This is a genomic window from Kurthia sp. FSL E2-0154 (assembly GCF_038003625.1).
In the GTDB taxonomy this organism is placed as follows: Bacteria; Bacillota; Bacilli; order Bacillales_A; family Planococcaceae; genus Kurthia; species Kurthia gibsonii.
In genome coordinates, this window is record NZ_JBBOPO010000001.1 from 2,068,029 (window position 1) to 2,093,698 (window position 25,670).

A 25,670-nucleotide genomic window follows, 5' to 3' on the forward strand; every position below is an offset into this window, starting at 1 on the left:
ACACAATTTCATGAGCTTTTAACTAAAAAACTATTTCTCATCTGGGTAATCAATCTCAATTCCCATACTTTTAATTTTCGATTCACAATGCTTAATTGTTTCTTTTAATACTTTGATTCTTGCATATTTTTTATCATTACCTGCAACTAAAATCCATGGTGCATTCGGATGATCTGTTTTAGCAAACATATCATTTGCTGCTTGAACATACTGAGGCCATTTTTTACGATTGCGCCAATCTTCATCTGTTAGCTTCCAAGATTTATATGGATCCTTCTCACGTGCATTAAAACGATTCAATTGTTCTTCCTCTGTGATTTGTAGCCAGAACTTCAAAATAATATAGTGATCATCTGTCAGTACACGCTCGAACTCATTAATCTCACGGTAAGCACGTGTCCATTCAGCTTCCGTTGCAAAACCTTCAATTCGCTCTACTAATACACGACCATACCAACTACGGTCAAAAATACCTATACTTCCTCTAAACGGTAGCTTACGCCAGAAACGTTGTAAGTAGTTGTGACGTAATTCGTGTGGCTTTGGAGCTGAAATTGGATGTACAACATAACCACGTGGATCTAATCGTTCAATCAAGCGCTTAATCGCGCCACCTTTTCCAGCTGCGTCCATTCCTTCAAAGGCTATAATTAAACCGATATTATTACGATGCAACGTCTGTTGTAACGTTAACATTTTTAGCTGTAATTTTTTTAATTCTTTTTTATACGACTTCTTACTATTGAACTTCTTATCCATATTTAATTCTTCTAAAGATTGAGTCATGTAAACACTCCTTTTCCTGAATCTGATTATATATACCCTTTTTTTATGAAACGTTCACCAAATTGAAAATGATTGCACTATGAAAGACGTGTATAATGATAGTTAGTATTTTTAAATACGAAAAATCTTGATGAGGAGGAGATCTTTTGGGCAGACTATTGTTAATGACAATCAGTTTTTTAGCAATGATGATTGTCAGCGTATCTGCTGCCATTCTTCCATTCAATGGTCAAACGACAGTGGATGTTGCAAATAGCTATACCATTCTAGCTTATCCATCCGACTATGTCTTTTATGTAGTGGCACTCATCTATCTCTCTATATTATATTGGATTTACAAACAATGGCAAATGTTTGCAAAGAAACAATTTGCGATTACACATGTACAAAGTTTTTTATTTACAATTAGTATGGTCCTTTCAATCGTTTGGATTTATTACTGGCAAAATAGTCAGTTCATCATCGCATGTATGATACTCGTATTCAGTACACTTGCACTTGCTGGTATGTATTTATTACTACCTGAAAAGAATACGATGACCACACGCCTACCTATATCACTTTATTTAGCATGGCTCGTATTACTTATTATGTTCAATTTAGCAATCTTACTTGTTGCAGCACGTTGGGATGGTTTTGGATTAAGTCAACCGCTATGGGCCGTCATCTTATTGACTGTCTTTGTAGCCATTGCACTTCACATCCGCTTTCATCATTACGATCCTTACTTCCCGATTCTATTCATCTGGTTCTATTTAGGAATTGCTGTACAAAATAACTTTGAGGAATTATTAGTAACAACAGCTGCATTATTTTTAAGTGGTGTATTACTTGCTGGTATTCTATTTATGCGTAAAAAGCCAAGAACAATCTATTAACATGTTTTACACTATAGAAAAGAGGAGAACGATTTTTTCGTTCTCCTCTTTTTATTAATCAATTTTTGTTGTTAAAATCGGGCCATTTTTTGTCACGATTACTGTATGTTCTAGTTGTGCTACAAATGATTTATCTGGTGTTAAAAACGCCCAACCATCTGTACCTTCAATAATATTTTCAGCTGCTTGTGAGATGAATGGTTCTACTGCGAAAACCATACCTTCTTTCATTAAAGTAGCGTCCCATGCATCATAATAGTTCAATACATATTGTGGTTCTTCATGTAATGAGTGTCCTACACCATGACCTGTTAGGTTCATAATTACTTTTAAACCATTATCATGCGCTTCACGTTCTACAGCTTTACCAATTTGATTCAATTTAGAACCTGGTTTAACCTTTGTCATAGCACGATCAAAAGCTGACTGTGCTACATCACATAATTTTTGTAATTCTGGCTTTTCAGCATCACCTACGATAAATGAAATACCTGTATCTGCATAAAAACCATCCACATGACCTGATACATCAATATTAATCATATCGCCTTCTTTTAGAGGTGTATCGTTTGGAATACCATGTGCTACGACCTCGTTTACACTAATGCATGTGAAACCTGGGAAGTCATATTCTGCTTTTGGTCCAGATACTGCACCTTTTTCTTCAAATAGTTTACCAGCTAATTCATCTAGCTCTTTTGTTGTAACGCCTGGTTTTGTCGCAGCTTTCATTGCCTCGCGAATTTCTGCCATGGCACGACCCGCTTTTAATAACGCATCGATTTCTTGTTGAGTTGTTGCAATCATGTATAACGGTCCCTTCTATATAAAATTCTACTCTTAACTATATCATAATTTTTGTAGATACATATAAAAAGTCTATGCATTCTTTCATACATTCAGTAAAAGTTTTTATTTAGGTGGATATATATATAATAAAAAACGTAACGATTTCTTAGTCGCTACGTTTTTATTCTTAATACGTCTTTTGAACGAATAACTTAGGTGCTGCTCTAAACAATAGATAAATCACGACAGCTGTTAAAATAATAGATGGAATCATATACGAGCTATTATAAACAACCGAATAAATCCACGGGTTTTGGTCGCCCGCATAACTTGCGAAGAATACTGCGCCTGCTACTGTATGTGAAATCAGTCGTAGAATTCCACCAATTGCTGTACCCACTAAAATCCAGCCAAGCATTGCGCCATCTTTTTTCTGTTTTGAAGCACGAATCACCATTGGACGGAAAACGCCTGCAATCCCAACAATTGTGAACGCAAAGAAGTAATCTAAAAACCCTTGTAATGGGGTTAAAATGCTTGCACCTGTTAAAACTTGTAGTACCCCTACAATAAGACCTGTCGCAAGCCCTGGTAATGTTCCCCAACGCATCGCCATCAATACGATTGGTACCATAACTAAACTAATGGAACCACCCTGTGCCCAAATCGAAAACGATAGTTTATCTAAAATAAAACCAATCGCCGCAAAAATGGCCACCTCAATCATCATTAATAATCGTTGTTTGTTCATCTTTATGAACCTCCATTAATTTGATGTCTTACACAATTCCTGTGGTAATCTAGATAAAAAAACGACATCAGGACAGAGCCTGACATCGTTATATGTCGGTTTCTATCCACATTCCTACGCAAGTGTTAACTTACAGGTTCGAAGGGTTGGAGTCGAAACTCTCTCTCAGCACGTATGCACCCCTTGTGGTTTACATCATTATTTTTGAACACTCTCATTCTACTGAATTTAACGAAATATAGCAATAGCATGAAACGATTTCCATTTTTATACGTATATAAGTTATTATGAACAAAAGGGAGGGTTATCATGGAACAGAATAATCGTATTTTATCATCACTTTGTTACTTCAGTATTTTCTTTGCAGGCTTTATTTTACCGCTGATTGTTATGCTCGTTGTAAAAGATCGTGATGTAAAAAAACACGCAACACATGCACTTATTTCTCACTTGTTACTTTATGTTCCTGCAGTTATTTTCTTTATTATTTTAGCAACAATGGGTATCTTTGCATCAGCTGAAATGAGTGATTCAACAGGTGCTGCACTTGGTATAGGTGTCATTATTTTCATCATTTTCATGGCTTTATTCTCATTGGCGATTGTCATTTGGAATATCGTTCGCGGTGTACAAGTATTAACGCAAAAAGAAGCAGATGAGAGATAATTCTCATACTGCTCCTTTTTTTATTTACTGATTGTATTTGTAATGTCGTAGTTTGCCATTTTCTCTGTTAACCAACTTGAATATTGTGCGCTAATTTGCGCTTCAATATACGCTTCTTTTACTTTGTCTTTGACATCTTCATACTTCGCTGTTTTTGCATCGACTGTACCTGTTACTTTGATAATATGGTAACCATAATCTGTTTTGATTTGGTCACTAATATCACCTTTTTTCATGTTGAAAGCTTGTGTTGCAAATTCTTCCACCATTTCTGATTTCGTAAAGTAGCCTAAGTCGCCACCTTTACTTTTCGTCGCAGTATCAGTTGAATATTTCTTCGCCAATTTTGCAAAGTCACCACCTGCATCTAACTCTTTTTTAATTTTTGTCGCAGTTGCTTTTTTCTCTACAAGAATATGACTGGCCTTCACTTGCGCTGCTGTATCGAATGTAGATTGATTTTCTTTTAGATAAGCTTTTAATGTTTCGTCAGATGTATCTAAATCCTTCTCAATCATTTTAGATGCGAGTACATACGTTTTTAAATTCGCTTTAAAATCAGATTTCGACATGTTATTCGATTCAAGTGCTGATTCAAGTGCATCTGCTCCGCCGTATTGTGTTTCGACTTTTTTATATTGTGCATCTACTTCTGCATCACTTGCTGTTACTTTTTGTTTTTCTGCTTCAAGTGTAATTACTTGGTCTTGAATTAATGTTTCAAGTGCTGCACTACCATATTGTTTATTTAAAACATTATTCAGTTGCTGTTGTGTGATTTTCGTATCGCCTACTTTTGCGACATATCCTGTTTTGGCTGTTGCATAATATACACCACTTCCAACAACTAAAACAAAGATGATAGCGATTGCCCAGATCATTCTCTTTTTCATCTATTTGACACTCCTTATTTTTGAACTATCTTCACTATAAAGAAGGAATGTGTCAACGAGATGTCATGCTTCATTTCTTTTCAGTTCAATCACAAAACACGTACCTTGTTCATCGCTATGCACTAAACGTAAGTCACCTTGCATTGACTGTGCCATCATTTTGCTCAGTGGTAAGCCTAATCCTAAACCTCGAATCGCATACTTCTTATTTTCACCTCGGTAAAAACGATCAAAAATAAGTGGCTGTTCTTCTTTCGGAATACCACTTCCCTCGTCTTGAACAAAAATCCGCACCTTTTCTTTATCTGCTTGCAGACGAATATGAATATGACCTTGTTCATGCATTGCCTGTGCTGCATTCGTCCATAAGTTCGTACAAATTTGTTGGAAGCGGACGGGATCAATCGAGAGGTGAATTGGTTCTACATGTTCATCTAATGTAATCTGAACTTGTTCAAACTCTTGTGTAGTTTGCCATTGTTTCATTGTATTTTCTACATACGAATTGATTTCTTTAGTTTCAAATTTAAGTGGGATGGCATTGACTGCAAACGAGTTAAAAGCAAGTAAGTCACCTACCATCGTTTTCATTTTCTTCGTTTCGACCATTGCCATCTGTACAAATTCACGTGCTTCCTCTCCTGTAACAACACCGTCTTTTAATGCTTGAAGTAAGCCGTCAATTGCTGTTACAGGCGTTTTTAATTCATGCGTTACACCTGCTAAAAGCTCTGTGCGCATCGCTTCAAGTTGTTCAAGACGATTCGCCATCTCAGTAAATGACGTGACAAGTTCATATACTTCTCGTTCCTTTGGATGATCTGGCAAAGAGATAGCATAATTCCCTTCTTGGATTTGCTTGGCTGCTACAGCTACCTCCCGAATTGGACGAACTAATCGAGAAGTTAAATAATAGCTAGCTCCAAGTCCAATGAGTGCAAGTGCTCCAATCATTAGTGCTAGTTGACCATATGCTTGATTCGAGCGCGTCATCATTTTTTCATCTTCCATAATAACAACCCAGCCTACATGCTTCTCATCCATTTCTACTTTTTTCTTCACCATATAGTAGGTTTGCGATATACCATCTAAGTCTTTTAGTGTCTGTTTTTCATCTGAAGAAGTTAGTACCTCTTTTGGAATTTTGGTGATTTTTGGTCCCATAGCACGTTCATTTAGTACATCCCCGTCTGTATTTGTTATATAGACTTTTGGTTTTATATCTTGTCTTGGGAACTTCTCAGGATCGCCAATAAAACGATTCGGCACATCATTTGTTGGATTCTCTACATCTGTTAATTGGTTTGTTATTTGTTCTGCTAGTACTTCCATTGTATCCATGCGATACGATACGTTTGTATGACGAATCCATATGGCTGAAATAAGTGCCACAATTGCTAAACCAATGAGTAATACGAGTAAATAGCGCGTCATCCAATACGTTTGTAGTGAGATGCGTTTACGATTTTTGAACACGTAGTTGATACCCCAATCCTCGCAGTGTACGGATTTCACCCTCATCGGCTGACCACGCTTGTAACGCCTTACGCAGTCTTTTAATAGATAAATCAACTGCTCTGTCACTTCCATCGTAGTTCCAGCCCCACACATGCTCTAATAATTGATCACGTGTGAATGTTTGATTCGGATGTTCTGCTAAAAATAATAGTACGGATAAGTCACGTGGCGTGAGTGTCACTTCTTCTCCATGCAGGTGAACTTGATGCGCTGTTGAATCAATTTGTAAAGCTCCAAACTGCTTCACTGCATGTTGTGGTTGATTCACGCGTCTTAACACGGCTTTAATCCGCGCTACCACTTCCTCTGCTTCAAAAGGCTTGGCAATGTAGTCATCTGCGCCACCATTTAAGCCATCTAATTTAAAATGTGTGTCACCAAGTGCAGTCAACATAATCACAGGTGTTTGTGACTGCTCACGAATTTCTTTTAAAATTGTCCAACCATCTTTTCCTGGTAACATCACATCAAGTAATACAAGGTCTGGTTGAAAACGTTCAAATATAAAAAAGGCCTCACTACCTGTAAAGACTTGTTCTGTTTCAAAACCTGCTTTACGTAAATAAACCTTTAACACTTGGCTAATGGCTTGTTCATCTTCAACAATTAATACTTTCATGTTCATTCGCTCCTCATTTATTCACGTATGCTTATTTTACCCTGTTTATACGTCAACTAGATGTCTACGAATAGATAAAACATTTCGCTTTTCTTTTTAGAGTGCGCAACGAAAAACTGGAACCGCGCCACAACACGATTCCAGTTTTTCTTATACTCATATCAAATGGTGTGTTTACACCTATAACCTAAGCTATTGTTTCTATTTATTTAAAATGCCCAATTTCCTTTACGGAAGATTGGTTCAACTGTACCATCTGCCAAAATACCATCAATATCCATCTCACCGCTACCAATCATGAAATCTTCGTGTGTAATCGATGAGTTAATACCATGTGCGTCTAGTTCAGCCTCAGATAATTCGCTTCCGCCTTCATAGCATGTTGGATATGCTGCACCAACAGCTAAATGATTTGAAGCATTCTCATCGAATAATGTGTTGTAATATAAAATATTTGATGCAGAAATAGGTGATTCATGCGGTACAAGTGCTACCTCACCAAGATATTTTGAACCTTCATCTGAAGAAATCATCTCTTGTAATAAGTCTTGTCCAATCTCTGCTTCTGCTTTGACAATGACACCATCTTCAAATGCCAGTGTAAATTTATCAATGATATTTCCTTGATATACAAGTGGTTTTGTATTCGATACATAGCCATTCACACCATACTTAGAAGGTAATGTATACACTTCTTCTGTTGGCATATTCGCTACAAATTCTGTTTTTTCTGGTGTACGACTTGAACCTGTTTGCCAAATATGTTTTTCAGGTAATTCAATCCATAAATCTGTACCTGGTGCTGTGTAGTGTAATTTTGCATAGCGTTTCGCATTTAATAAATCTGCACGTGCGTGTAATTTAATCAGATGCTCTTCCCAGTTTAGTACCGCATCGCCTTCACCAATTCGAACTGTTTTGAAGATGGCCTCCCAAAGTGCTGGAACTTGTTCTTCTTCTGGTAAGTGCGGGAATACTTTTTTCGCCCAAGCTTTTGAAGGAATGGCGATAATTGACCATGCAATTTTGTCGTTCATTACAGCATCACGATAATTTTCAAGTGCCTTACCTGCTGCTTTTTGATGTGTTGATAATTTATTCACAGGAACACCTGTTAATAAGTCTGGATCTGCTGCATCAATCCACAGTAATGCACCTTTACGCTCGATTAATTCATCGCGTTGTTCTGCAATCCAGCGTGGATATTTTTCGAATTCCTCTACAGGTGCGTAATCAAATAATGCGCGATCAATTGCTTCATCTGAAAAATTAACAGTTACACGTGCTGCCCCTGCTTCATACGCTTTTTTCACAACCATACGTGTAAACTCAACTGTATCTGTTGAAGTATTAATTAAAAGTGTTTGCCCCTTTTGAACGTTTACGCCTACTTTTACAGCTAATTCTGCAAATTGCGCTAATTTTTCTTCAAAACTCATCTCATCATACCCCTTTATTTACTTATTTCTTTTTGCTTGAAAATTTTCTTCCACTTTGATTATACGGTTTTTTTGAACCATTTGCTTGTTTGGAATCACGATTGCCAACATTACCACCACGACGGTTCTGTTGTTTACGACGTAATTCTTCTGGTTTACGTGAAGCATGTGGATATTCACCCTTACCATCCATCAGCTGTCCACCTTTTAAAATACGTTCAGTCGGACGGTCTTCTAGTTCACGTGTATATTGTTTATATTCTTTTTCTTCGAATGAAGTAAGAAGTGTTAAAACTTCACCACTTTTACCTGCACGACCTGTACGGCCTGAACGATGTAAATATTGTTCACGGTTATGTGGCACATCCACATGAATCACATGTGATAAGCCCATAATATCTAAACCACGTGCCGCTACATCTGTTGCAATTAGAATACGGATTTTTCCTTTACGGAATGCTTCAAGCGCCTGTTTACGCTCTTCTTTTTTCATCTCTGCATGCAGTACAGCAATCGGTGCATTTAAATATTGTAACTTTGTTTCTTTCATTAGTAATTGGTCTAAGTTATTCACAAATGCAAGACCACGTAATCCTTCAATATGAGATAGTTTACGTAGTAATTCTGTTTTTTCACGTACGCTTACTTTCATATATGAATGAATGACTTTCCCTTGGTCTGGAATATCTTCTGGACGTACTTTAAAGCGCTTCGGTTCAGACATTAGACGTTCGCCTACTAATTCAATCTCATCTGTAATTGTAGCTGATACAAGAGCTACTTGACGGTCATGGTTTGCGCCATCAATGAATGATTTCACAATCACACGTGATTCACGTCCAAGTAATTGATCACCTTCATCTAATACGATGTAACGCAGTTCATGTAATTTTAATTTTTTCGCACGTACTAATTCGTTTAGTCGCCCTGGTGTTCCCACTGCAATTGTTGGTTTTTTCTTCAACTTTTCGATTTGGCGCGCTGTATTTGCACCACCAATTAACGGTACAACTGTAATCGGTGTTCCAGCCGTCCAGTCACGAATAACATCTGTAATTTGCATACAAAGTTCTTGTGACGGTGCAACGATTAACGCCTGTGTATTTTTCTTTGTACCATCTACTTGTTGAAGGATTGGCAAGACATACGCTAATGTTTTCCCTGTTCCTGTTGGCGATTCAGCAATTACGTCATGTCCAGCTAACATCGCTGGAATCATCTCATCTTGAATCGGCATTGTTTTTTCAAATTTCCATTTTGCTTGTAAATCTTCATTTAATTGTGTTAAAAAAGTCATTTTAACGCCACCTTCTTTCATCTTCTTTAATTAAAACATAAATTGTCGCTATGTGAGCATCTGTTTTATACAAAATTCCTACGTTTCCATGAATTCAAGTTGCAAGAAGAAGGAGAAACCACATACATGCTGTGATTCCTCCCTCTCTGATGCTTATTTATACATGTTCATATCCACATACTTCAATCGCACGATCTGCTAATGTTACCATCGCATCCACGTAACGTGAATCTTGGTCCAATGCAAAATCGCGATTGACAATGGATAATTCAGTGCATCCTAATACAATATGGTCACAGCCCTCTGCAAACATTGCATCTTCAATACGCTGCCACATCTCTCTCGAAATGCTGCGCCCAGCCTTTATATACTCATAAATAATTTCCATTAATACATCTTGTAACGCATCATCTGGAACGATTGGCTCAATCCCTTGTTCGCGTAAAGCATTTTGATATAAATTCGTTGAAAGTGTTCCTTTTGTTCCAAGGACACCTACTTTTTTTGCACCGAGATTTTTCACTTTTTGTGCAGTTTCACGAATCATATGCAAAATCGGTACGGCTGTGTCTTTTGCTAAATCGTCATAAAAATAATGTGCTGTATTACAAGGAATGCAGATTACATCTACACCCATTCCGACTAATTTCCCCGCATCTTGTACCATGACAGGAAGCGGGTTGGGTTTTGTATGATCTAAAATATAAGCTGTACGATCAGGTATTCTCGTATCATTATCAATGATACAATGCATATGCTCTTGGTCTGTCGAAGCTTTCGTTCTTCGGACAATCATCTCCCCTAACAACATCGTTGCTAATGGACCTACACCACCAATAATACCTAATGTTTTCTTAGTCATAGATTAAGACAAGCCCTTCTTATTAAAGTATTTTTTATATTTGCGGTAATAGTTCAGACTGTTTAATGTCAGTTTTGCGTAGCGTGTTACATTCATATCTTCCTTATAGAATAATGAATTCGTTACTTTACCTTCTTTAATGAGTTGACGTGCTTTTGCTTTCAACTCTGGGTTTTGTGCATATTTGAATAATACACCGTTCGGAATAACCGTCCATAAATGCTCATTATCTGCATAGACTAAATCTTGTTTTTTACCAAGCATGTAGTCATCTGCTACATATTGCATTAAGTTATAGCCAGCTGCTGTCACATAGTAACTTGAGCGACCATTTCGTAAGTTAATTTCGAATAATTTATATTTACCATCGCGGTAATCATATTTCATATCGAAGTTGGCAATACCTTCAAAACCGATATCTTCTAAGAAGAACTTCACTTGGTCCATTAACTCTTTATCGTATGTTGTAATAATTGCTGCGTAACTACCGATTCCTTCAGGTGAGTGTTCCTCAAGAATTGGATTACCTAAACACATTAATTTCGCTTTACCATCTGTTCCAATATACGCATTTAATACACGCATATATGAGTCGTCACCAGGAATGAATTCTTGTACAATCATCGCATCTTGGTAAGACGATGAATAGATTGCTTTTAAAATCGCAGTTTTTTCAGCCTCATCTTGTGCAACGAATACTTTTTTCTTACCTGGGAAAGAACAAGCCCAGTATTCCACTGAATTCGATGCTTTTAAAATGATTGGATATTGAATATCTGGCGAGAAGTTCTCGTAGTTTTCAGCTGTAACGATATCTGTCTTCGGATAGCTGAAATTATACTTTTCACACATCTCGTAGAAATTCTCTTTTAAGAGAATTTGATCCATTAATTCTTCATTAATGTAAGGCACCGTAAAGTCTTTTACAAGCTCATCTTTATTTTTAATAATGAGTTTTACATAATCATCACCGCAACCCATTAATAATAAATTTTGCCCTGCAAATTTCTTCGCAGTACGTTGCATAATTGCTAAAAAGTCTTCTTTTAACTTTGGTTCTTCGTAGAAGTCTAAAATACGACTATTTTGTGTTGGTGTTAAATGTGCACGTCCAATAACGACGGATTTAATTCCATATGCTTCGTAAAAAGCACGTGCCATTCCATAGGCATTCATGTCGGAACCTATTAAAATGGGTAAAAATGATTGCTCTGCCACTTGTTCATCATCTGCCTTATCTTTATTTTCCAAGCACAATTGCTTGTGATTTCATCTCTTTAAAACTTTTAAAAAAGTCTTCTTCATTATGGACGACATATCCTTTTAATGGATCCATTACAATTACTTTTCCATCTTGATAGCCTGTCACAACAACAACATGTAAATTACGATACATTTCGATGCGATGATCTGTTCCTTTAATCGTCCACCCTTGTTTCATTTGCGGTGGTGTTAAATCAAGTGTCACCCATGTAATGACCGGAATTCCTTTATTTACTTTATCCAAAATTTGTTCTTTTGAAGCACCTGTCATGTTATGAACTTTTAATGCTGTTTTTGTTTGCTTAATGTAATTTTGTGCTGCTTTTTCAATTACAGGCGCAAAAGCATACATACCGTCCGTCTCGCTTGCAGGGTTTCCAGCATATTTTTTCGCTGGATCAGGACCAATCCAAACACCATTTGCTCGCACAAGTGGCCCTTTTGGTAAATATTTTTTCTCCATGACTTCTTTTGTCACATTGGCTCCGTAAAATTGTAGAACTGCTGTTAATGCTGTAATTTCACAACCATGTGGAAAAACAGGCTTTTGCAAAACAACAGGTACATTGGCTCCTTTGTGATTACGTACATAGTACGTTTCTAAACGAATATAACTTGTTGATTCTTCTACTTTGACAAGTTGAGCAATCCCTTCGCTCTCACTCTCATAAATAGAAGACGGTGTAAAGAGATACTTCTTACCGTCTTTTAAACCATAGATATCCACTTCTCCATTGGCATCTGCTGTTTTTTCCATAACCAACTCATTCGTATTCGCGTCACGAATGTTCACTTTCATATTAGGGATAGGCGTCCCGCTTCCGAACTCCACAATCAATATTTTAATCGCTTTTTCTGATTGCTCCTCTTTTGCAGGAAAAATGCTCGTACATCCACCTAATAATGCACTAAGTAATAAAATGCAAAAGAGGAGCAAAGACAAACTGACTTTACTTCTCTTAAACAATGTCATTAGCTCCCTCAATCAGATTATCCGAAATATTGGTTATACCATACAAGGAATACATAGATTGACCAAATTTTGCGTTGGTTTTTCGCTTTTCCTTCATAATGATCTGTTAACAATTGTACAATCGCTTTTTGATCGAAGAATTTCGCTGCTGTATCTGATTCGAATGTTGCTTTAATTTGGTTATAGTATTTTTCCTCTTGCATCCATAGACGAATTGGCACTGGGAAACCAATCTTTTTACGTTTTGCCCACTCTTGTGGTAACGCACGTTCAGATGCTTTACGGAATGCGTATTTTGTATTTTCTTCATTGATACGGTAACGTGCAGGTACTTTTGAAGCGACACGCATAATTTCGCGATCTAAGAATGGTACACGTAGCTCAATTGAATGTGCCATTGACATTTTATCTGCTTTTAATAGAATGTCATCCACTAGCCATAAGTTTAAGTCTAGTAATTGTTTTTTCGTTAAATCATCTTCGTTTGGATTTTTACGATAAACAGGCATAACGATTTCTTCAACTGTTGGCGCATCTAAGAATTCTGGTTTTAAGATTGCTGCTGACTCATCTTCTTCGAAAATGTGTGCTTGTCCGATGAATGTTTTTTCAACAGGTAAGCCACCCTTCATTAAGAAGTGTTTACCGCGTACTTCTGGTAATGCTTCTGCTACTTTACCAATTGGTTTACGGATGAATCCTGGTACTTTTTTATATTTACGCATCGTTGGTGAATCATCGTATTCTTCGTAACCACCGAATAATTCATCTGCTCCTTCACCTGAAAGAACAACTGTCACATGTTTACGCGCTAGTTCTGCTAAGAAATAAAGTGGTACGATTGATGGGTTTGAATGTGGTTCATCCATCATGTACTGAATATCACCAATTTTATTGAAGCATTCTTCTGGATCTAATACTTCACTTACGTTTTCAATGCCTAATTCATCAGATAATGCTTTTGCGTTGTCTACTTCTGAGAATTTTTTCGCTGCGAAACCGACTGAGAATGTTTTATCTGGTTTTAAAACAGATGCTACATAACTAGAGTCTACGCCTGAAGATAGGAATGAACCTACTTTTACGCTCTTATCTGAGAATTCGTGTGCCTTAATGGATTCACGTACTGTATCATCAATCTCACTTACGATTTCATCTAGTGGACGCTCTTCTGGATTGAATTTTGGTTCCCAGTAGCGTGTAATTTCAACTTTACCGTTCTCATATGTCATATAATGAGCTGCTGGCATTTTGAATACGCCTTTAAAGAATGTTTCGTTTAATACAGGGAATTGGAATGTTAAGTATGGTTTTAACGCTTTTTCATTTAATGCTTTTTCGAAATGAGGGTGTGGTAAGAAACTTTTGATTTCTGAACCAAACATTAATGTACCGTTCATTTGCGCATAATAAAGTGGTTTAATACCAAACATATCACGTGCCGCAAATAATTTTTTGTTATTTTTATCCCAAATAACAAACGCAAACATGCCACGTAGTTTTTGTACTAATTTTGTACCGTATTCTTCATAACCATGAATTAATACTTCACTATCTGTATGTGTTGTAAATGTATGTCCTTTTGCAATTAAGTCTTCACGAATTGATTCAAAATTGTAAATTTCACCGTTGAAAATCAATACAAGTGAACGATCTTCGTTGTAAATTGGTTGGCTACCATGCTCTACGTCAATAATACTTAAACGACGGAAACCAAGTGCCGCCTCACCATCTGTATAAGCCCCTGCTGAGTCTGGACCACGATGAATAATTTGGTTCATCATATTTTCTAAAACTACATCTGAGTTTGCTACTTCGCCTACGAATCCTGTAAATCCACACATATATTTATATTCTCCTATCTATTACAATCAATGTCCTATTTCAATCTCTTCATTTTAACATTTTTTCTTGTATTCTTCTCGCTTTTTTTCAATTAACTTACGTGTTTTCTATACTCCTGAACAAGGATATGTAATGGAACTTGATATAGTTGTAAGTCTTTGATTTTATATACGCCAATCGCCATTAGTTGATCGATTACATCATCTTTTAATGTCTGTTTTTGTCGGTCTTGTTGTGTCATACGATCGTACTCCTTCTTCTTCAATGCTACACAATCCATACCCTCTCATCGTTTTTTCAAACGATTAAAGTCATTGAGGTTCTACCACTTGTTCGGTTTCTACGCTAATAGGACCTCAAAAAACGAAAGAAGTTGCATAAATCATGATTTTTCAGAAGAAAAAAGGCGAAATATCGTACGTTTTCATTTTATGCCTAAGTTCCCTTTCACACAACCATTTCCCATCATTTTCTACCAATTGATTTGACGCATTTTATTTTTGTTTGAATAGTTCATTCAGATTATTAAATGCCATCACCATTTTCCCATTCACAAAGCCAATCCCTTCTGGTTCTCGCTTTGTCTGCAGTGCTATTCGTTTTAGATTACCTTTCGCATCAATCACACCATATTGACCATCTGACAAAATATAATAAAGCCCTTTTTCATACGTAAAGCCTTGAACTGGTTTTTTAACTGTTGTTCCAACTAATCCTTTTACAACGATTCTTTTCTTCGTATCCAGTACAGCTTGCTTACCTGTTAATGTAATACGATTGATATGATAACCCTCTGTTACTTTCGATACGACAGAAGCTTCGCGTTCATTATGCATGTAGAGTACGTTCGGGTGAATATTAGATGGCAGTATCCATGACTGCTTCACACGCAATGTTTTTTCATCGATTTTGTACATTTGATAGCTTTTCTTACCTGAAATATCTACAACGACATAAATTGAATCTTTATAATTAGAAATCGCTTGTCCATGTCCTATCACAAGACGCGTACTTTTCTTTACTAGTTTTCCTGTTGAATAATAGTGATAAATATAGCCATATGTTGTTTTGTCATCTGTCGCATAGCTCACATAAATATCCTTTTTCGCATTGATTGTAAAACCTTGTAGACTACGAATCGCATTTGCCGCAACCTTCCCTGCTGGATCTCGATAAGGATAAAACCAAGTTTTCATCACTTGTTTATTCGAAAAAGTAATGGTGTTTGTTTTAGCTGCTACGTTCTTTTCAAATGCGACCGTAAGGCAGCTTAAAAATAAAAGTAGAATAAGTATGTATTTTTTCATGTTGTAGCTCCTAGTTGTTTTTTATAATATCGACAACATGAATAGAAAATAGATAAAAAAACACCAAAACACAATTGCGTTTTGGTGTCATCATTTATGCTTTTGTATCTTCGCGGTATTGCATTGTCAAACCACGTAAAAAGTTACGGGCGAAACGGTCGCCACAAGCTTTATAGTTACGATGTGTTGGATTACGTAAAATCGCACCTAACTCACCTTTTGATACACTTACGCCACCATCATATAGTATGTCGAGTACATCTTCACTTGTCATCGATAATGCGATTTTCACTTTTTTAATTAGCATATTATTCGCATGATCTTTCACTGCTTCTACTTTTGGCTTTTCTTGACCTGGCTTCGGCTTTTGTGGTCCACGTTTGAATGTAATTAAGCCATTTAAAAAGGCTTCTAACATGTCATTCGTTACCTCAATATAACCTGCTGGTGGTGCTTCATCTTCTTGCACCTTTTTCAGCATATTTAAGATGTCATCCTTTGTGTACTTCATACCGCCTAAACGGAACATCTCTACTACATCTGTATTTTTAATATCTAACGCATAACGTAGACGAATTAAAATATCGTTATTTGTCATGTTAAACCTCCTACAATCTTTACTTCAATAGTTTAACATTGAACGACGAGAAAGGCGAATGGACATTAGTGTTGTGTAACGTATTTCTCCAACAGATGTTTCGGGATATGGCAGTAGTCATCTGGACAACGCGCAAGGCGGTCTTGGTGTTCTTCTGCACTGCGCACATAATTCGTCAGTGGCTTCACTTCTACTGCGATTTTTGCATGGTCCAAACGTGCATCAATGAATGCTCTCGCTTCTTCCAAATGCTTCGCCTCTGTACTATATAATCCTGTACGATACTTTTCACCAACGTCGATTCCTTGTTTATTGACGCTATACGGATCAATCACTTCGAATAAATATCCCATCAATTGTGTGACTGTCACTACCTGTTCATCAAATGTAACACGTACACATTCTGCATAACCGTCATATGCACCTTCTAATGTCGAGTTTGTGCCATTTGCACGCCCTGCTTCTGTCTCAAATACACCCGGTAATGTTTTAAAAAATGCTTGGACACCCCATAGACATCCACCAGCTACATAAACTGTTTCCATCTCACCACAACCCCTCTATGTAAAAAGGCTAGGAAAAGTCCCAGCCACTAAATTATTTTTCTAATGCGATTTGAATATGCGCTAAATGATGTTCTTCATGCCATGCCAACTTCGCCATCTTCGTTGAGACGAGAATCTCACCATTTTGTTCATGGATAAATGAACGATTCAGTTGATCTTCTGTAAGTGTTTGACCTAATGCGATAATACGCCCATTAATTCCTTCTAACATGCGAATCGAATATTCCACAGGTACTTCTGTATCTGGTGTAATCGCCCATTCTTCTTCTAAAAAGGCTGGAACTGTCGGACAATCATCTGTCAGTGCCAACTTTAGACGTTGATACATATTTAATTGTGAATCTGCAATGTGATGAACAAGTTGACGGACATTCCATGCACCCTCACGATACGTTTTTTCAAGTTCTTCATCACTTAATCCGTCTACTGCATTTCGTAGACGGTCTGTGTACGTATCCATCTGTTCAAGCCACCCTTGGACATCTTCAAACGTTACTTCTTCTGGTACTTGTAATTGACCAATTGGATATTTTACATCCATATGCCATCTCTCCTTTGATGTATAAAACTACTTTATCACATCATACCTACTTTTGATTTTGGAGTACAAATTATACGTGCATGAAATCAGAGAAATTTAGAATCAACCAACATTTTTCCGTCTTTTTTTCGATAAAAAACGAACAAAATAACCCTTTTGCACTAAATTAGGCTTGATTTTTTCAAAATAAAAAACTTCGACATGTTGCCATGTCGAAGCCATTTTTGATTAATTCGCAAGCTGTGTTGCTGGTGTTGTACTTCCTTTTTTCAATGTTAACATCATAACGAATGAGATAATGTATAAGCCCGCTAAATAAAGCATCGCCATCTTCATATCGTAATTTTGTAAGATGTAACCGACTAAGATTGGTGAGAAACCACCAACTGCACGACCGAAGTTGAAGATTGTATTCGTCGCTGTACTGCGGATTTCGGTTGGATATAGACCGCCGATTAATGCACCGTATCCTGCAAACATACCATTTGAGAAGAAACCGACGATGGCTCCACCGATTAATACACCGGCACTACCTGTCGCATATGCGTAAATAAACACTGCACACGCTGATGCTAGTAAGAAAATCCCGAAAGCACGTTTTGTACCGAAACGGTCTAAGAACTGACCAAATGTTAACATACCGATAATCATGCCGACTGCTGTACTAATCGTCCAAAGTGCTGAACCTGATACCGATAAGCCTTGTGATTGTTGTAACATCGACGGTAACCAAATCATTAAACCGTTATAACCAGCGATTTGTACTGTCGCCATAATCATTAATACAATCGTTGTAAATGTTGTTTTTGATGAGTTAAATAACTGACCTAATTTATTTTTCTCTCGTTTGTTACTCGCTTTTTTCAATTTTTGAGCTTCTAACCACTCTGGTGACTCGTCTAAATTTTTACGTACGATGAAAGCGAAAATAACGGGAACTACACCTACGAAGAATAGTGCGCGCCAACCTAATGTTGGTAAGATGACTGCACTTAGTAATGCCGCTAAAATAACACCGTACTGCGCACCAACACTTACATAAGAAGATGCACGACCTTGTTTATTTTTTGGCCAAGCTTCTGCAACAAGCGCCATACCAATACCGTACTCACCACCTGCACCAAGACCAGCGATGAAGCGGAATAAGTACACTTGTTCAATATTTGTCGCAAGACCTGTTAAAGCTGTTCCTACTGCGAACAGCAAAACTGTATATGTGAAAACTTTGACACGACCATATTTATCAGCTAATACTCCGAATAGAATACCACCGATTAACATGCCGATGTTTGTGATGGATGAAATCAATCCACCTGTTGCTAAATCAATGTGAAACTCTGCGATAATCATCGTCATCGCAAATGAGATGAACATAATGTCCATACCTTCTAAAGTCAAACCTGCGACCGACGCAACGACGGTCTTTTTACGATAGTCCATTTCAAAATCCTCCAATGTTCTCTAAGATGTAACCGAGCTCTTTTATGATGAATGGATGATGAAAAGACTCCATTCTCCTTTTGGGCCTCACAGGACCACTTTTAAAAGAGTGACGTAACTTTTAGCACATAAAAATGCCCTTCTCGTCCAAAAGTAGACAAAAAGGGCATGAATAAACAAAGACATCTAAAAATGTAGACAGTTCGCTCTCAAGTTGTTCCCTTTTCAGTCTCTCTGGACTGTTCTTAAAGGTGTGCTATTTCAAATAGTAATTCTAGCAAACTTGAAATCAATGTACAATAAAAATTTTCACTTAAAACGATTTTTTTAAGTCATTAAATCCATCATTTTACAAATCAATCGCTTCGCCGCCTGTTACACCATAAATTTGTCCTGTAATGTAGCTGCCTTCATCAGAAGCAAATAATACATATACAGGTGCCAACTCTACAGGTTGTCCTGCGCGACCAAGTAATGTATCTTGACCAAAATTTGGAATCGTTCCTTCCAATTGACCATGATCTAATTGAAGTGGTGTCCAAATTGGTCCTGGTGCTACACCATTTACACGAATCCCTTTTGGCGCAAAATAACTGGATAAGTTCAAAGTAAAATTCGCAATCGCAGCTTTCGTCCCTGCATAATCCATTAAATGCGTAGAAGGATTAAACGCTTGTACAGATGTCGTCGTAACAATGGCGCTTCCAGGTTCTAAATGTGGTTCAGCTGCTTTCACTGTTTCATACATGCTAATCACATTCACTTTATACGTATCTTCTACCTGTTTGATGTGTAAATCCTGCAGGCTCTCTTGTGCAATTTGCTGTGCCGCATTTAATACAAGAATATCGACACCGCCAAATGCCTCGACTGTCTTTTCGACAATTTCAGAAGCAGCCGCATCTTCACGTAAATCATACGGTAGTAAAAGTGCCTTCTGACCTTCTTGTTCGATAATTTCCTTTACCTCATGCGCATCTGCTTCTTCACCAGGGAAGTATTGAATCGCTACATTTGCTCCCTCGCGCGCATACGCAATCGCCGCTGCACGACCAATACCCGAATCGCCTCCTGTAACGAGCGCATTTCGCCCCTTCAAACGACCATAACCTTTATACGATACCTCACCACAATCTGGCATCGGCTTCATCTTTTGCTGTAAAGCAGGCGTGTCCTGCTCCTGATCTGGAAAACCCTCATTCGAAAACTTCTTACGCGGATCAATTAAATGTTCGTTCTTCATACTCACTCATCCTCTCCCATTTTATCGATCAATTCATGCTATACACACCTACAATTTTTCCCTTTTGAAAAAGGATTAAACGGATGATAGGCAGATTGAACGATTTTTACTAGAGAAAGACATGAAAAAACGCCAGAAGAACTAGCCTCTGGCGTGGTGGCAAAAATTAAATGGTGGCATTTCGACGTGCATTTTCTAAGCACTGTACAAATGAATCCCACTGCTTTGGAATTCTTGATGCCCATGCTTTTCAATTCGTTCGAAAGGTGTGTCGATTTGCAGTGACCACATCGTACCATCAAGAACATGCTCCATGATATATTCGTCTGACCAATTCAGTACGTCAAGCTGTATTAATCGCTTTCGAATACGCTTTAATTCTGTTTCTTTCAGCACATCAATTTTATCTATGCTATATGCAATACGATTTTCATTTTTCCCTGACCAACAAGCACTTGATCTTGCACTTTTTGATTATGTCCATTGGTTTAATAATATTAGAATACATGAATCATTAGATTATTTAACACCTACTGAATATAAGTTGATGCACTCTAAATAATTTGTACAGTTTAGAGTTGACATTCCAAGGTATATTTTATTATGCTTGTAAACAATACTTAGAATGAAGTGTTACTTTATGGAAGAGGAGATATTTTATCTCATTAAAAAAAGGGATATCATGGACACTTTGTTCTATTGTACCATTTTGTACAATTAGTTCATTATAATATATATATTATAATATATATGATTTAATTGTTGTCTTAAGTATTTATTGTTGTCTTAAGTATTTCTAAAATTTCTTAGGAGTGATATGTATGAATAACGGATATTTCAATAATGATTTTGATTCAATTTTCAGAAGAATATTCCAAGATATGCAAGAATCTGTCAATAGCGGTACTAAAAGATATTATATCAATGGCAAAGAAGTTTCTCCGGAACAATTAGCACAATTACGACAGCAGCAAGGTGGGAATTCTGCTGAGCAAAACGCGCATGCATTTCAACAATCTAATTCTCAAAGACAAAATGATGAAGGTAATTATTTAAATCAAATTGGCCGTAATTTAACACAAGAAGCACGCGATGGTTTATTAGACCCAGTAATTGGTCGTGATAAAGAAATCCAAAAAACTGCTGAAGTCTTAAGTAGACGTACTAAAAACAATCCTATTTTAGTTGGTGAAGCTGGTGTAGGTAAAACAGCTATTGTTGAAGGTTTAGCACAAGCTATAGTTAAAGGCAATGTACCATCATCTATTAAAGATAAAGAAATCATCTCAATAGATATTTCTTCCTTAGAAGCTGGTACACAATATCGTGGTGCTTTTGAAGAAAATATTCAAAAATTAGTTGCAGCGGTTAAAGAAGAGAAAAATATTGTGTTATTCTTTGACGAAATCCATCAAATTATTGGTTCAGGTTCAACTGGCAGTGATTCTGGTAGCAAAGGGCTATCAGATATTATTAAACCTGCATTAAGTCGTGGTGAAATTTCAGTTATTGGTGCAACTACACAAGATGAATATCGGAATAATATTTTAAAAGATGCTGCATTAGCACGTCGTTTTAATGAAGTACTTGTTAATGAACCAAGTGCTGATGACACTTTTAATATTCTAAAGGGTATACGTGAAAAATTTGAAGAACATCACCATGTTGAACTACCAGATGATGTATTAAAAGCTTGTGTAGATTTATCCATTCAATATATTCCTCAACGTTTATTGCCAGATAAAGCTATTGACGTACTAGATATTACTGCAGCTCACTTGTCAGCACAAAGTCCCGCAATAGATAAAGTGGAAATTGAAAAGCGCATTGCACAATTACAAGATGATAAAAGTAAAGCCGTGAGTAATGAAGAATATAAAGAAGCTGACAAAATTCAAAAAGAAATTAAAGAACTAGAAGATAAACTAAAAAATAGCAATGTTGCACATAATACTAAAGCTACTGTAAAAGACGTTTTAGATTCAATTGAACGTTTAACTGGTATCCCTGTATCTCAAATGGATGCAAGTGATATCGAAAGATTGAAAAATATTAATAAGCGTTTAAAAGATAAAATTATTGGTCAAGATAGAGCTGTTGATCTTGTCTCTCGTGCAATTCGTCGTAACCGTGCTGGATTTGATGAGGGCAACCGCCCAATTGGTAGCTTCCTTTTCGTAGGTCCTACAGGTGTAGGTAAAACAGAACTTGCAAAGCAGTTAGCAATTGATTTATTCGGTAATAAAGATGCATTAATTCGCTTAGATATGAGTGAATATAGTGATCAAACTGCTGTATCTAAAATGATTGGAACAACTGCTGGTTATGTAGGTTATGATGATAATTCAAACACATTAACAGAGAAAGTTAGACGTAACCCGTACTCAGTTATCTTATTTGATGAAATTGAAAAAGCGCATCCACAAATCTTAACTTTATTACTACAAGTTATGGATGATGGTAACTTAACAGATGGTCAAGGTAATGTCATTAACTTTAAAAACACAATTATTATTTGTACTTCTAATGCTGGCTTTGGTGATGGAAATGAAGAGTTTGATGATATTATGGATGAAATGAAAAAATACTTCCGCCCTGAATTCCTTAACCGTTTCAATGGTATCGTTAAATTCAATCATTTAGGTAAAGATGCATTAAAAGACATTGTGAACTTATTACTAGAAGATGTTCAAAAAACATTAGATAAAAAAGGAATCACAATGGACGTTACACAAGATGTCAAAGATTGGTTAATTGATAAAGGCTACGACGATCAAATGGGTGCGCGTCCGTTACGTCGTGTTGTTGAACAAGAAGTACGCGACAAAATCACAGATTACTACTTAGATCATACAGACGTAAAACATGTAGATATCGTACTTGAAAATGATGAAGTAATAGTTAAAGGTAAATAAACTGTTACACTAAATAAAGAAATTTATATTAAAAAAGAGTTTGGAATATAAATCAAAAACAGCAATAAGAGAATTTCGGTTCTTTGTCAAATGACGTTGGTGAGACTATTTAACAGAATAAACGAGTCGGTTTTTCGAGCGAGTTGTGTTTCATTTATGAAACGCAGCTCGCTCTTTTCAATTTGAAATGAATGAAGATCCGCTGACGGTAGTTCGTGAAATTACGATACCCATAGGCAACACGATTTAAGACTTTGATTTTATTGTGGATGCCTTCAATTCTTCCGTTATTGAATGGATACATAAAACTATTTTCAATGGAACTTAAGTGATGCTTTAATGTGCGCATACTTCTTCTAAAATCGAGTGAAATTTCTTCGTGTAAAGGCTGTTTTAAGAGCGTTTGTAAGGCGTTTATATCTTTGTCTTTCATGGCGTTTAATAGGGATTGATACAGTGTATAGTTGACTTGTAAACGTTCATCATAACTCAATAATGTATCGACAACGGTCCTGTCAAGTCGTTTGCCCAAATAACCCAAACGGTTTATAAACGGCGTAGGTTAGGTCTTTTTCGTTTTTTAAAAGTAGTTTCCAATATCTTTTCAGTCGACGATATTTCTTCTGATCTTCGTTGTGCCCGCGTCTAAAACCATTCATGACTTGGATTCGCAGTTGATTCATCGAACGACTGATCAATTGAACGAGATGGAATCGGTCGATGATGATCTTCGCTTTTGGAAACAGTTCTTGTATGAGTTTTTCATATCCGGCATTCATATCAATCGTAATGGTTTTGACCGAACAGCGTTCACAATAGCTGTAACGCGTGTAGAAATGGTTCTTAATATGAAAACTGAAACGACTCGGTAAAATATCCAAAATCGTGCCGGTTTAGGCATCAATATATTGAAAAGTCAAGTTATAATACAATTAGCTAGGAAAAATATTAATTTACACCACACCTGATATCCAACTCTCTATAGTCGCTTAAAATAGTTTTAGGAACAGCTTTTCATTTATAAAAAAGAGTTAGTTTCCTTTGTTTTTGTTATCATACTTTATATGCCTACGTTAAAGATCACTTTCAGCTTCAAGCAATGCTTTGATTTGATTCATAAACTGTTTCTTCAAGTAACCACTTACGTCTTTAATACCATTGATTTCCACCTATATTTTATTCTATATTAATTCAGATGTTTATACCAATGAACTTACGCTACTATTTCTCAATTAAAAAGCATTAGCACACCGGCATGTTGTTGTGCCAGTGTGCTAATGTACTGTCCTTTCATTACTCGATCATGATGCGTTTAGAGGTGTCGACCTGTTCCTTTTTAGGTACCTTAATTGTCAACACACCTTCTTCTAGTTTTGCCTGAATACTTTCTTCATTTGCATCTGCAAGGAATATGCTTCGTGACATCTGAGCATATTTTCTTTCACGATGAATATATTTTTTGTTTTTATCTTCAGAAACTTCTTCTTTTTTCACTGAAATGTTGAGTCTTCCTTCGTTAAGCGTAATCTCTACATCTTCTTTCTTTACTCCTGGAAGCTCTGCTTCAATTGTGTACTCTGTATCATTGTCCTGAATGTCAATCTTAAATGTATCTGCCGCTAAACTTCTTTGCAATGGCCAGCTACCTGTAAAAAAGTCATCAATCATGTTGGAAAAATCTTCAAAACCAGTATTCGCTACATCATTTCGCTTTCTGTTGAATGGAATTAATCCTGCCATAATAACCACTCCTTTACTTGTTTTCATTTTTTATATTAACATTGTTAAACAACGATTACTCGATCATGATGCGTTTAGAGGTGTCGACCTGTTCCTTTTTAGGTACCTTAATTGTCAACACACCTTCTTCTAGTTTTGCCTGAATACTTTCTTCATTTGCATCTGCAAGGAATATGCTTCGTGACATCTGAGCATATTTTCTTTCACGATGAATATATTTTTTGTTTTTATCTTCAGAAACTTCTTCTTTTTTCACTGAAATGTTGAGTCTTCCTTCGTTAAGCGTAATCTCTACATCTTCTTTCTTTACTCCTGGAAGCTCTGCTTCAATTGTGTACTCTGTATCATTGTCCTGAATGTCAATCTTAAATGTATCTGCCGCTAAACTTCTTTGCAATGGCCAGCTACCTGTAAAAAAGTCATCAATCATGTTGGAAAAATCTTCAAAACCAGTATTCACTACATCATTTCGCTTTCTGTTGAATGGAATTAATCCTGCCATAATAACCACTCCTTTACTTATTTTCATCCTCATTATTAGCACTCTCTGTCGTTGAGTGCTAACTCTAATTATTATATACACCACTTTTTAAAATCTGTCAATAGTTTTTTTATTTTTTCACTAAAAAAAATCGCTCTATATAAAATGAAAAATATATTATTCATTTTATATAGAAAGTCATCCATTCTGTCAACTCCCCTACTGCAAGTCTATTCTATCAACTCAACCCCAAATTCCAG

General features: G+C 36.6%; 27 protein-coding genes, 1 pseudogene and 1 riboswitch. Of the genes and pseudogenes, 4 read left to right on the top strand and 24 right to left on the bottom strand.

Features of this window, described 5'->3' with window-relative positions:
• Positions 1-30 precede the first annotated feature (30 nt).
• Positions 31-786 (bottom strand): polyphosphate kinase 2 family protein, encoded by a 756-nt coding sequence (locus MHB75_RS10220; RefSeq protein ID WP_141274358.1) that lies wholly within the window; start codon positions 784-786, stop codon positions 31-33.
• Positions 787-932: 146 nt separating this feature from the next.
• On the opposite strand from MHB75_RS10220, the gene MHB75_RS10225 reads away from it, so the two are divergent.
• On the top strand, positions 933-1,664 hold the full coding sequence (locus MHB75_RS10225; RefSeq protein WP_131004905.1) for a tryptophan-rich sensory protein: 732 nt from the start codon (positions 933-935) through the stop codon (positions 1,662-1,664).
• Between the two features lie 54 nt (positions 1,665-1,718).
• Here MHB75_RS10225 and map read toward each other — a convergent pair whose 3' ends face one another.
• Together map and thiT are read right to left on the bottom strand one after the other, a co-directional pair.
• Positions 1,719-2,471: a type I methionyl aminopeptidase gene (gene map, locus MHB75_RS10230; RefSeq protein ID WP_068450871.1), complete on the bottom strand. Its 753-nt coding sequence runs from the start codon at positions 2,469-2,471 to the stop codon at positions 1,719-1,721.
• Positions 2,472-2,640: 169 nt separating this feature from the next.
• A complete protein-coding gene (gene thiT, locus MHB75_RS10235) occupies positions 2,641-3,204 on the bottom strand; it encodes an energy-coupled thiamine transporter ThiT (protein WP_340997518.1) in 564 nt (187 codons plus the stop codon).
• Positions 3,205-3,298: 94 nt separating this feature from the next.
• Positions 3,299-3,398: riboswitch (TPP riboswitch) on the bottom strand.
• Positions 3,399-3,513: 115 nt separating this feature from the next.
• Between thiT and MHB75_RS10240 the strand changes: the two genes are divergently transcribed.
• The gene (locus MHB75_RS10240; protein WP_325922734.1) at positions 3,514-3,870 is read left to right on the top strand and encodes a DUF4870 domain-containing protein; all 357 of its coding nucleotides are present in this window, start codon (positions 3,514-3,516) and stop codon (positions 3,868-3,870) included.
• A gap of 20 nt (positions 3,871-3,890) precedes the next feature.
• On the opposite strand, the gene MHB75_RS10245 is transcribed toward MHB75_RS10240, so the two are convergent.
• The 17 genes from MHB75_RS10245 to MHB75_RS10325 all read right to left on the bottom strand — a co-directional run bounded on the left by MHB75_RS10245 (position 3,891) and on the right by MHB75_RS10325 (position 20,670).
• Positions 3,891-4,763, bottom strand: a complete 873-nt coding sequence (locus MHB75_RS10245) for a foldase protein PrsA (protein WP_340997521.1) — start codon at positions 4,761-4,763, stop codon at positions 3,891-3,893.
• A gap of 63 nt (positions 4,764-4,826) precedes the next feature.
• A complete protein-coding gene (locus tag MHB75_RS10250) occupies positions 4,827-6,239 on the bottom strand; it encodes a HAMP domain-containing sensor histidine kinase (RefSeq protein ID WP_340997523.1) in 1,413 nt (470 codons plus the stop codon).
• Positions 6,223-6,900, bottom strand: coding sequence for a response regulator transcription factor (locus MHB75_RS10255; protein ID WP_121177576.1), 678 nt, complete (start codon positions 6,898-6,900; stop codon positions 6,223-6,225). Before MHB75_RS10255 ends, MHB75_RS10250 begins: the two co-directional genes overlap by 17 nt.
• A gap of 209 nt (positions 6,901-7,109) precedes the next feature.
• Complete coding sequence (locus MHB75_RS10260; protein WP_340997528.1) at positions 7,110-8,339, bottom strand: aminopeptidase; 1,230 nt, start codon at positions 8,337-8,339, stop codon at positions 7,110-7,112.
• Positions 8,340-8,361: 22 nt separating this feature from the next.
• Complete coding sequence (locus MHB75_RS10265) at positions 8,362-9,636, bottom strand: DEAD/DEAH box helicase (RefSeq protein ID WP_340997529.1); 1,275 nt, start codon at positions 9,634-9,636, stop codon at positions 8,362-8,364.
• A 157-nt stretch (positions 9,637-9,793) separates the two neighbouring features.
• A complete protein-coding gene (locus MHB75_RS10270; protein WP_336663992.1) occupies positions 9,794-10,498 on the bottom strand; it encodes an aspartate/glutamate racemase family protein in 705 nt (234 codons plus the stop codon).
• Positions 10,499-10,501: 3 nt separating this feature from the next.
• A complete protein-coding gene (locus tag MHB75_RS10275; protein WP_068457215.1) occupies positions 10,502-11,674 on the bottom strand; it encodes a carboxylate--amine ligase in 1,173 nt (390 codons plus the stop codon).
• A 64-nt stretch (positions 11,675-11,738) separates the two neighbouring features.
• Positions 11,739-12,728 (bottom strand): C39 family peptidase, encoded by a 990-nt coding sequence (locus MHB75_RS10280; RefSeq protein ID WP_340997533.1) that lies wholly within the window; start codon positions 12,726-12,728, stop codon positions 11,739-11,741.
• A gap of 23 nt (positions 12,729-12,751) precedes the next feature.
• Entirely contained in the window at positions 12,752-14,578 is a 1,827-nt protein-coding gene (gene asnB, locus MHB75_RS10285; RefSeq protein ID WP_141274352.1) for an asparagine synthase (glutamine-hydrolyzing), read from the bottom strand.
• A 92-nt stretch (positions 14,579-14,670) separates the two neighbouring features.
• Positions 14,671-14,820, bottom strand: coding sequence for a Fur-regulated basic protein FbpA (gene fbpA, locus MHB75_RS10290; protein WP_121177588.1), 150 nt, complete (start codon positions 14,818-14,820; stop codon positions 14,671-14,673).
• A gap of 253 nt (positions 14,821-15,073) precedes the next feature.
• Positions 15,074-15,886, bottom strand: coding sequence for a hypothetical protein (locus MHB75_RS10295; RefSeq protein ID WP_340997536.1), 813 nt, complete (start codon positions 15,884-15,886; stop codon positions 15,074-15,076).
• A gap of 94 nt (positions 15,887-15,980) precedes the next feature.
• Positions 15,981-16,484, bottom strand: a complete 504-nt coding sequence (locus MHB75_RS10300) for a YehS family protein (protein WP_340997538.1) — start codon at positions 16,482-16,484, stop codon at positions 15,981-15,983.
• 65 nt (positions 16,485-16,549) lie between these two features.
• Entirely contained in the window at positions 16,550-17,029 is a 480-nt protein-coding gene (locus MHB75_RS10305) for a peptide-methionine (S)-S-oxide reductase (protein WP_340997539.1), read from the bottom strand.
• Between the two features lie 52 nt (positions 17,030-17,081).
• Positions 17,082-17,591, bottom strand: a complete 510-nt coding sequence (locus MHB75_RS10310; protein ID WP_340997541.1) for a YfiT family bacillithiol transferase — start codon at positions 17,589-17,591, stop codon at positions 17,082-17,084.
• Positions 17,592-17,819: 228 nt separating this feature from the next.
• Complete coding sequence (locus MHB75_RS10315) at positions 17,820-19,031, bottom strand: MFS transporter (RefSeq protein WP_340997542.1); 1,212 nt, start codon at positions 19,029-19,031, stop codon at positions 17,820-17,822.
• 349 nt (positions 19,032-19,380) lie between these two features.
• Entirely contained in the window at positions 19,381-20,274 is an 894-nt protein-coding gene (locus MHB75_RS10320; protein ID WP_340997543.1) for an SDR family oxidoreductase, read from the bottom strand.
• Positions 20,275-20,469: 195 nt separating this feature from the next.
• A complete protein-coding gene (locus MHB75_RS10325; RefSeq protein WP_141274344.1) occupies positions 20,470-20,670 on the bottom strand; it encodes a hypothetical protein in 201 nt (66 codons plus the stop codon).
• A gap of 40 nt (positions 20,671-20,710) precedes the next feature.
• Between MHB75_RS10325 and MHB75_RS10330 the strand changes: the two are divergent.
• Together MHB75_RS10330 and MHB75_RS10335 are read left to right on the top strand one after the other, a co-directional pair.
• Positions 20,711-20,836 (top strand): annotated as a pseudogene (locus MHB75_RS10330) (IS3 family transposase); the annotation flags it as partial.
• Positions 20,837-21,095: 259 nt separating this feature from the next.
• Entirely contained in the window at positions 21,096-23,189 is a 2,094-nt protein-coding gene (locus MHB75_RS10335) for an ATP-dependent Clp protease ATP-binding subunit (protein ID WP_340997546.1), read from the top strand.
• A gap of 154 nt (positions 23,190-23,343) precedes the next feature.
• Here the strand turns inward: MHB75_RS10335 and MHB75_RS10340 are convergent, their stop codons facing one another.
• The 4 genes from MHB75_RS10340 to MHB75_RS10355 form a co-directional block, all read right to left on the bottom strand.
• Positions 23,344-23,721, bottom strand: a complete 378-nt coding sequence (locus MHB75_RS10340) for a transposase (protein WP_340997549.1) — start codon at positions 23,719-23,721, stop codon at positions 23,344-23,346.
• The gene (locus MHB75_RS10345; protein WP_340997551.1) at positions 23,705-24,070 is read right to left on the bottom strand and encodes a transposase; all 366 of its coding nucleotides are present in this window, start codon (positions 24,068-24,070) and stop codon (positions 23,705-23,707) included. Before MHB75_RS10345 ends, MHB75_RS10340 begins: the two co-directional genes overlap by 17 nt.
• Before the next feature lie 412 nt (positions 24,071-24,482).
• Positions 24,483-24,929: an Hsp20/alpha crystallin family protein gene (locus MHB75_RS10350; protein ID WP_340997553.1), complete on the bottom strand. Its 447-nt coding sequence runs from the start codon at positions 24,927-24,929 to the stop codon at positions 24,483-24,485.
• Positions 24,930-24,984: 55 nt separating this feature from the next.
• The gene (locus MHB75_RS10355) at positions 24,985-25,431 is read right to left on the bottom strand and encodes an Hsp20/alpha crystallin family protein (RefSeq protein WP_340997555.1); all 447 of its coding nucleotides are present in this window, start codon (positions 25,429-25,431) and stop codon (positions 24,985-24,987) included.
• Between the last annotated feature and the right edge of the window lie 239 nt (positions 25,432-25,670).

Bases quoted from the DNA above. Each gene is read 5' to 3' on its own strand.
- MHB75_RS10220 (WP_141274358.1), bottom strand. From the start codon at position 786: ATGACTCAATCTTTAGAAGAATTAAATATGGATAAGAAGTTCAATAGT.
- map (WP_068450871.1), bottom strand. From the start codon at position 2,471: ATGATTGCAACAACTCAACAAGAAATCGATGCGTTATTAAAAGCGGGT.
- thiT (WP_340997518.1), bottom strand. From the start codon at position 3,204: ATGAACAAACAACGATTATTAATGATGATTGAGGTGGCCATTTTTGCG.
- MHB75_RS10240 (WP_325922734.1), top strand. From the start codon at position 3,514: ATGGAACAGAATAATCGTATTTTATCATCACTTTGTTACTTCAGTATT.
- MHB75_RS10245 (WP_340997521.1), bottom strand. From the start codon at position 4,763: ATGAAAAAGAGAATGATCTGGGCAATCGCTATCATCTTTGTTTTAGTT.
- MHB75_RS10255 (WP_121177576.1), bottom strand. From the start codon at position 6,900: ATGAAAGTATTAATTGTTGAAGATGAACAAGCCATTAGCCAAGTGTTA.
- MHB75_RS10260 (WP_340997528.1), bottom strand. From the start codon at position 8,339: ATGAGTTTTGAAGAAAAATTAGCGCAATTTGCAGAATTAGCTGTAAAA.
- MHB75_RS10265 (WP_340997529.1), bottom strand. From the start codon at position 9,636: ATGACTTTTTTAACACAATTAAATGAAGATTTACAAGCAAAATGGAAA.
- MHB75_RS10270 (WP_336663992.1), bottom strand. From the start codon at position 10,498: ATGACTAAGAAAACATTAGGTATTATTGGTGGTGTAGGTCCATTAGCA.
- MHB75_RS10275 (WP_068457215.1), bottom strand. From the start codon at position 11,674: ATGAATGCCTATGGAATGGCACGTGCTTTTTACGAAGCATATGGAATT.
- asnB (WP_141274352.1), bottom strand. From the start codon at position 14,578: ATGTGTGGATTTACAGGATTCGTAGGCGAAGTAGCAAACTCAGATGTA.
- fbpA (WP_121177588.1), bottom strand. From the start codon at position 14,820: ATGACACAACAAGACCGACAAAAACAGACATTAAAAGATGATGTAATC.
- MHB75_RS10295 (WP_340997536.1), bottom strand. From the start codon at position 15,886: ATGAAAAAATACATACTTATTCTACTTTTATTTTTAAGCTGCCTTACG.
- MHB75_RS10300 (WP_340997538.1), bottom strand. From the start codon at position 16,484: ATGACAAATAACGATATTTTAATTCGTCTACGTTATGCGTTAGATATT.
- MHB75_RS10305 (WP_340997539.1), bottom strand. From the start codon at position 17,029: ATGGAAACAGTTTATGTAGCTGGTGGATGTCTATGGGGTGTCCAAGCA.
- MHB75_RS10310 (WP_340997541.1), bottom strand. From the start codon at position 17,591: ATGGATGTAAAATATCCAATTGGTCAATTACAAGTACCAGAAGAAGTA.
- MHB75_RS10315 (WP_340997542.1), bottom strand. From the start codon at position 19,031: ATGGACTATCGTAAAAAGACCGTCGTTGCGTCGGTCGCAGGTTTGACT.
- MHB75_RS10320 (WP_340997543.1), bottom strand. From the start codon at position 20,274: ATGAAGAACGAACATTTAATTGATCCGCGTAAGAAGTTTTCGAATGAG.
- MHB75_RS10335 (WP_340997546.1), top strand. From the start codon at position 21,096: ATGAATAACGGATATTTCAATAATGATTTTGATTCAATTTTCAGAAGA.
- MHB75_RS10350 (WP_340997553.1), bottom strand. From the start codon at position 24,929: ATGGCAGGATTAATTCCATTCAACAGAAAGCGAAATGATGTAGCGAAT.
- MHB75_RS10355 (WP_340997555.1), bottom strand. From the start codon at position 25,431: ATGGCAGGATTAATTCCATTCAACAGAAAGCGAAATGATGTAGTGAAT.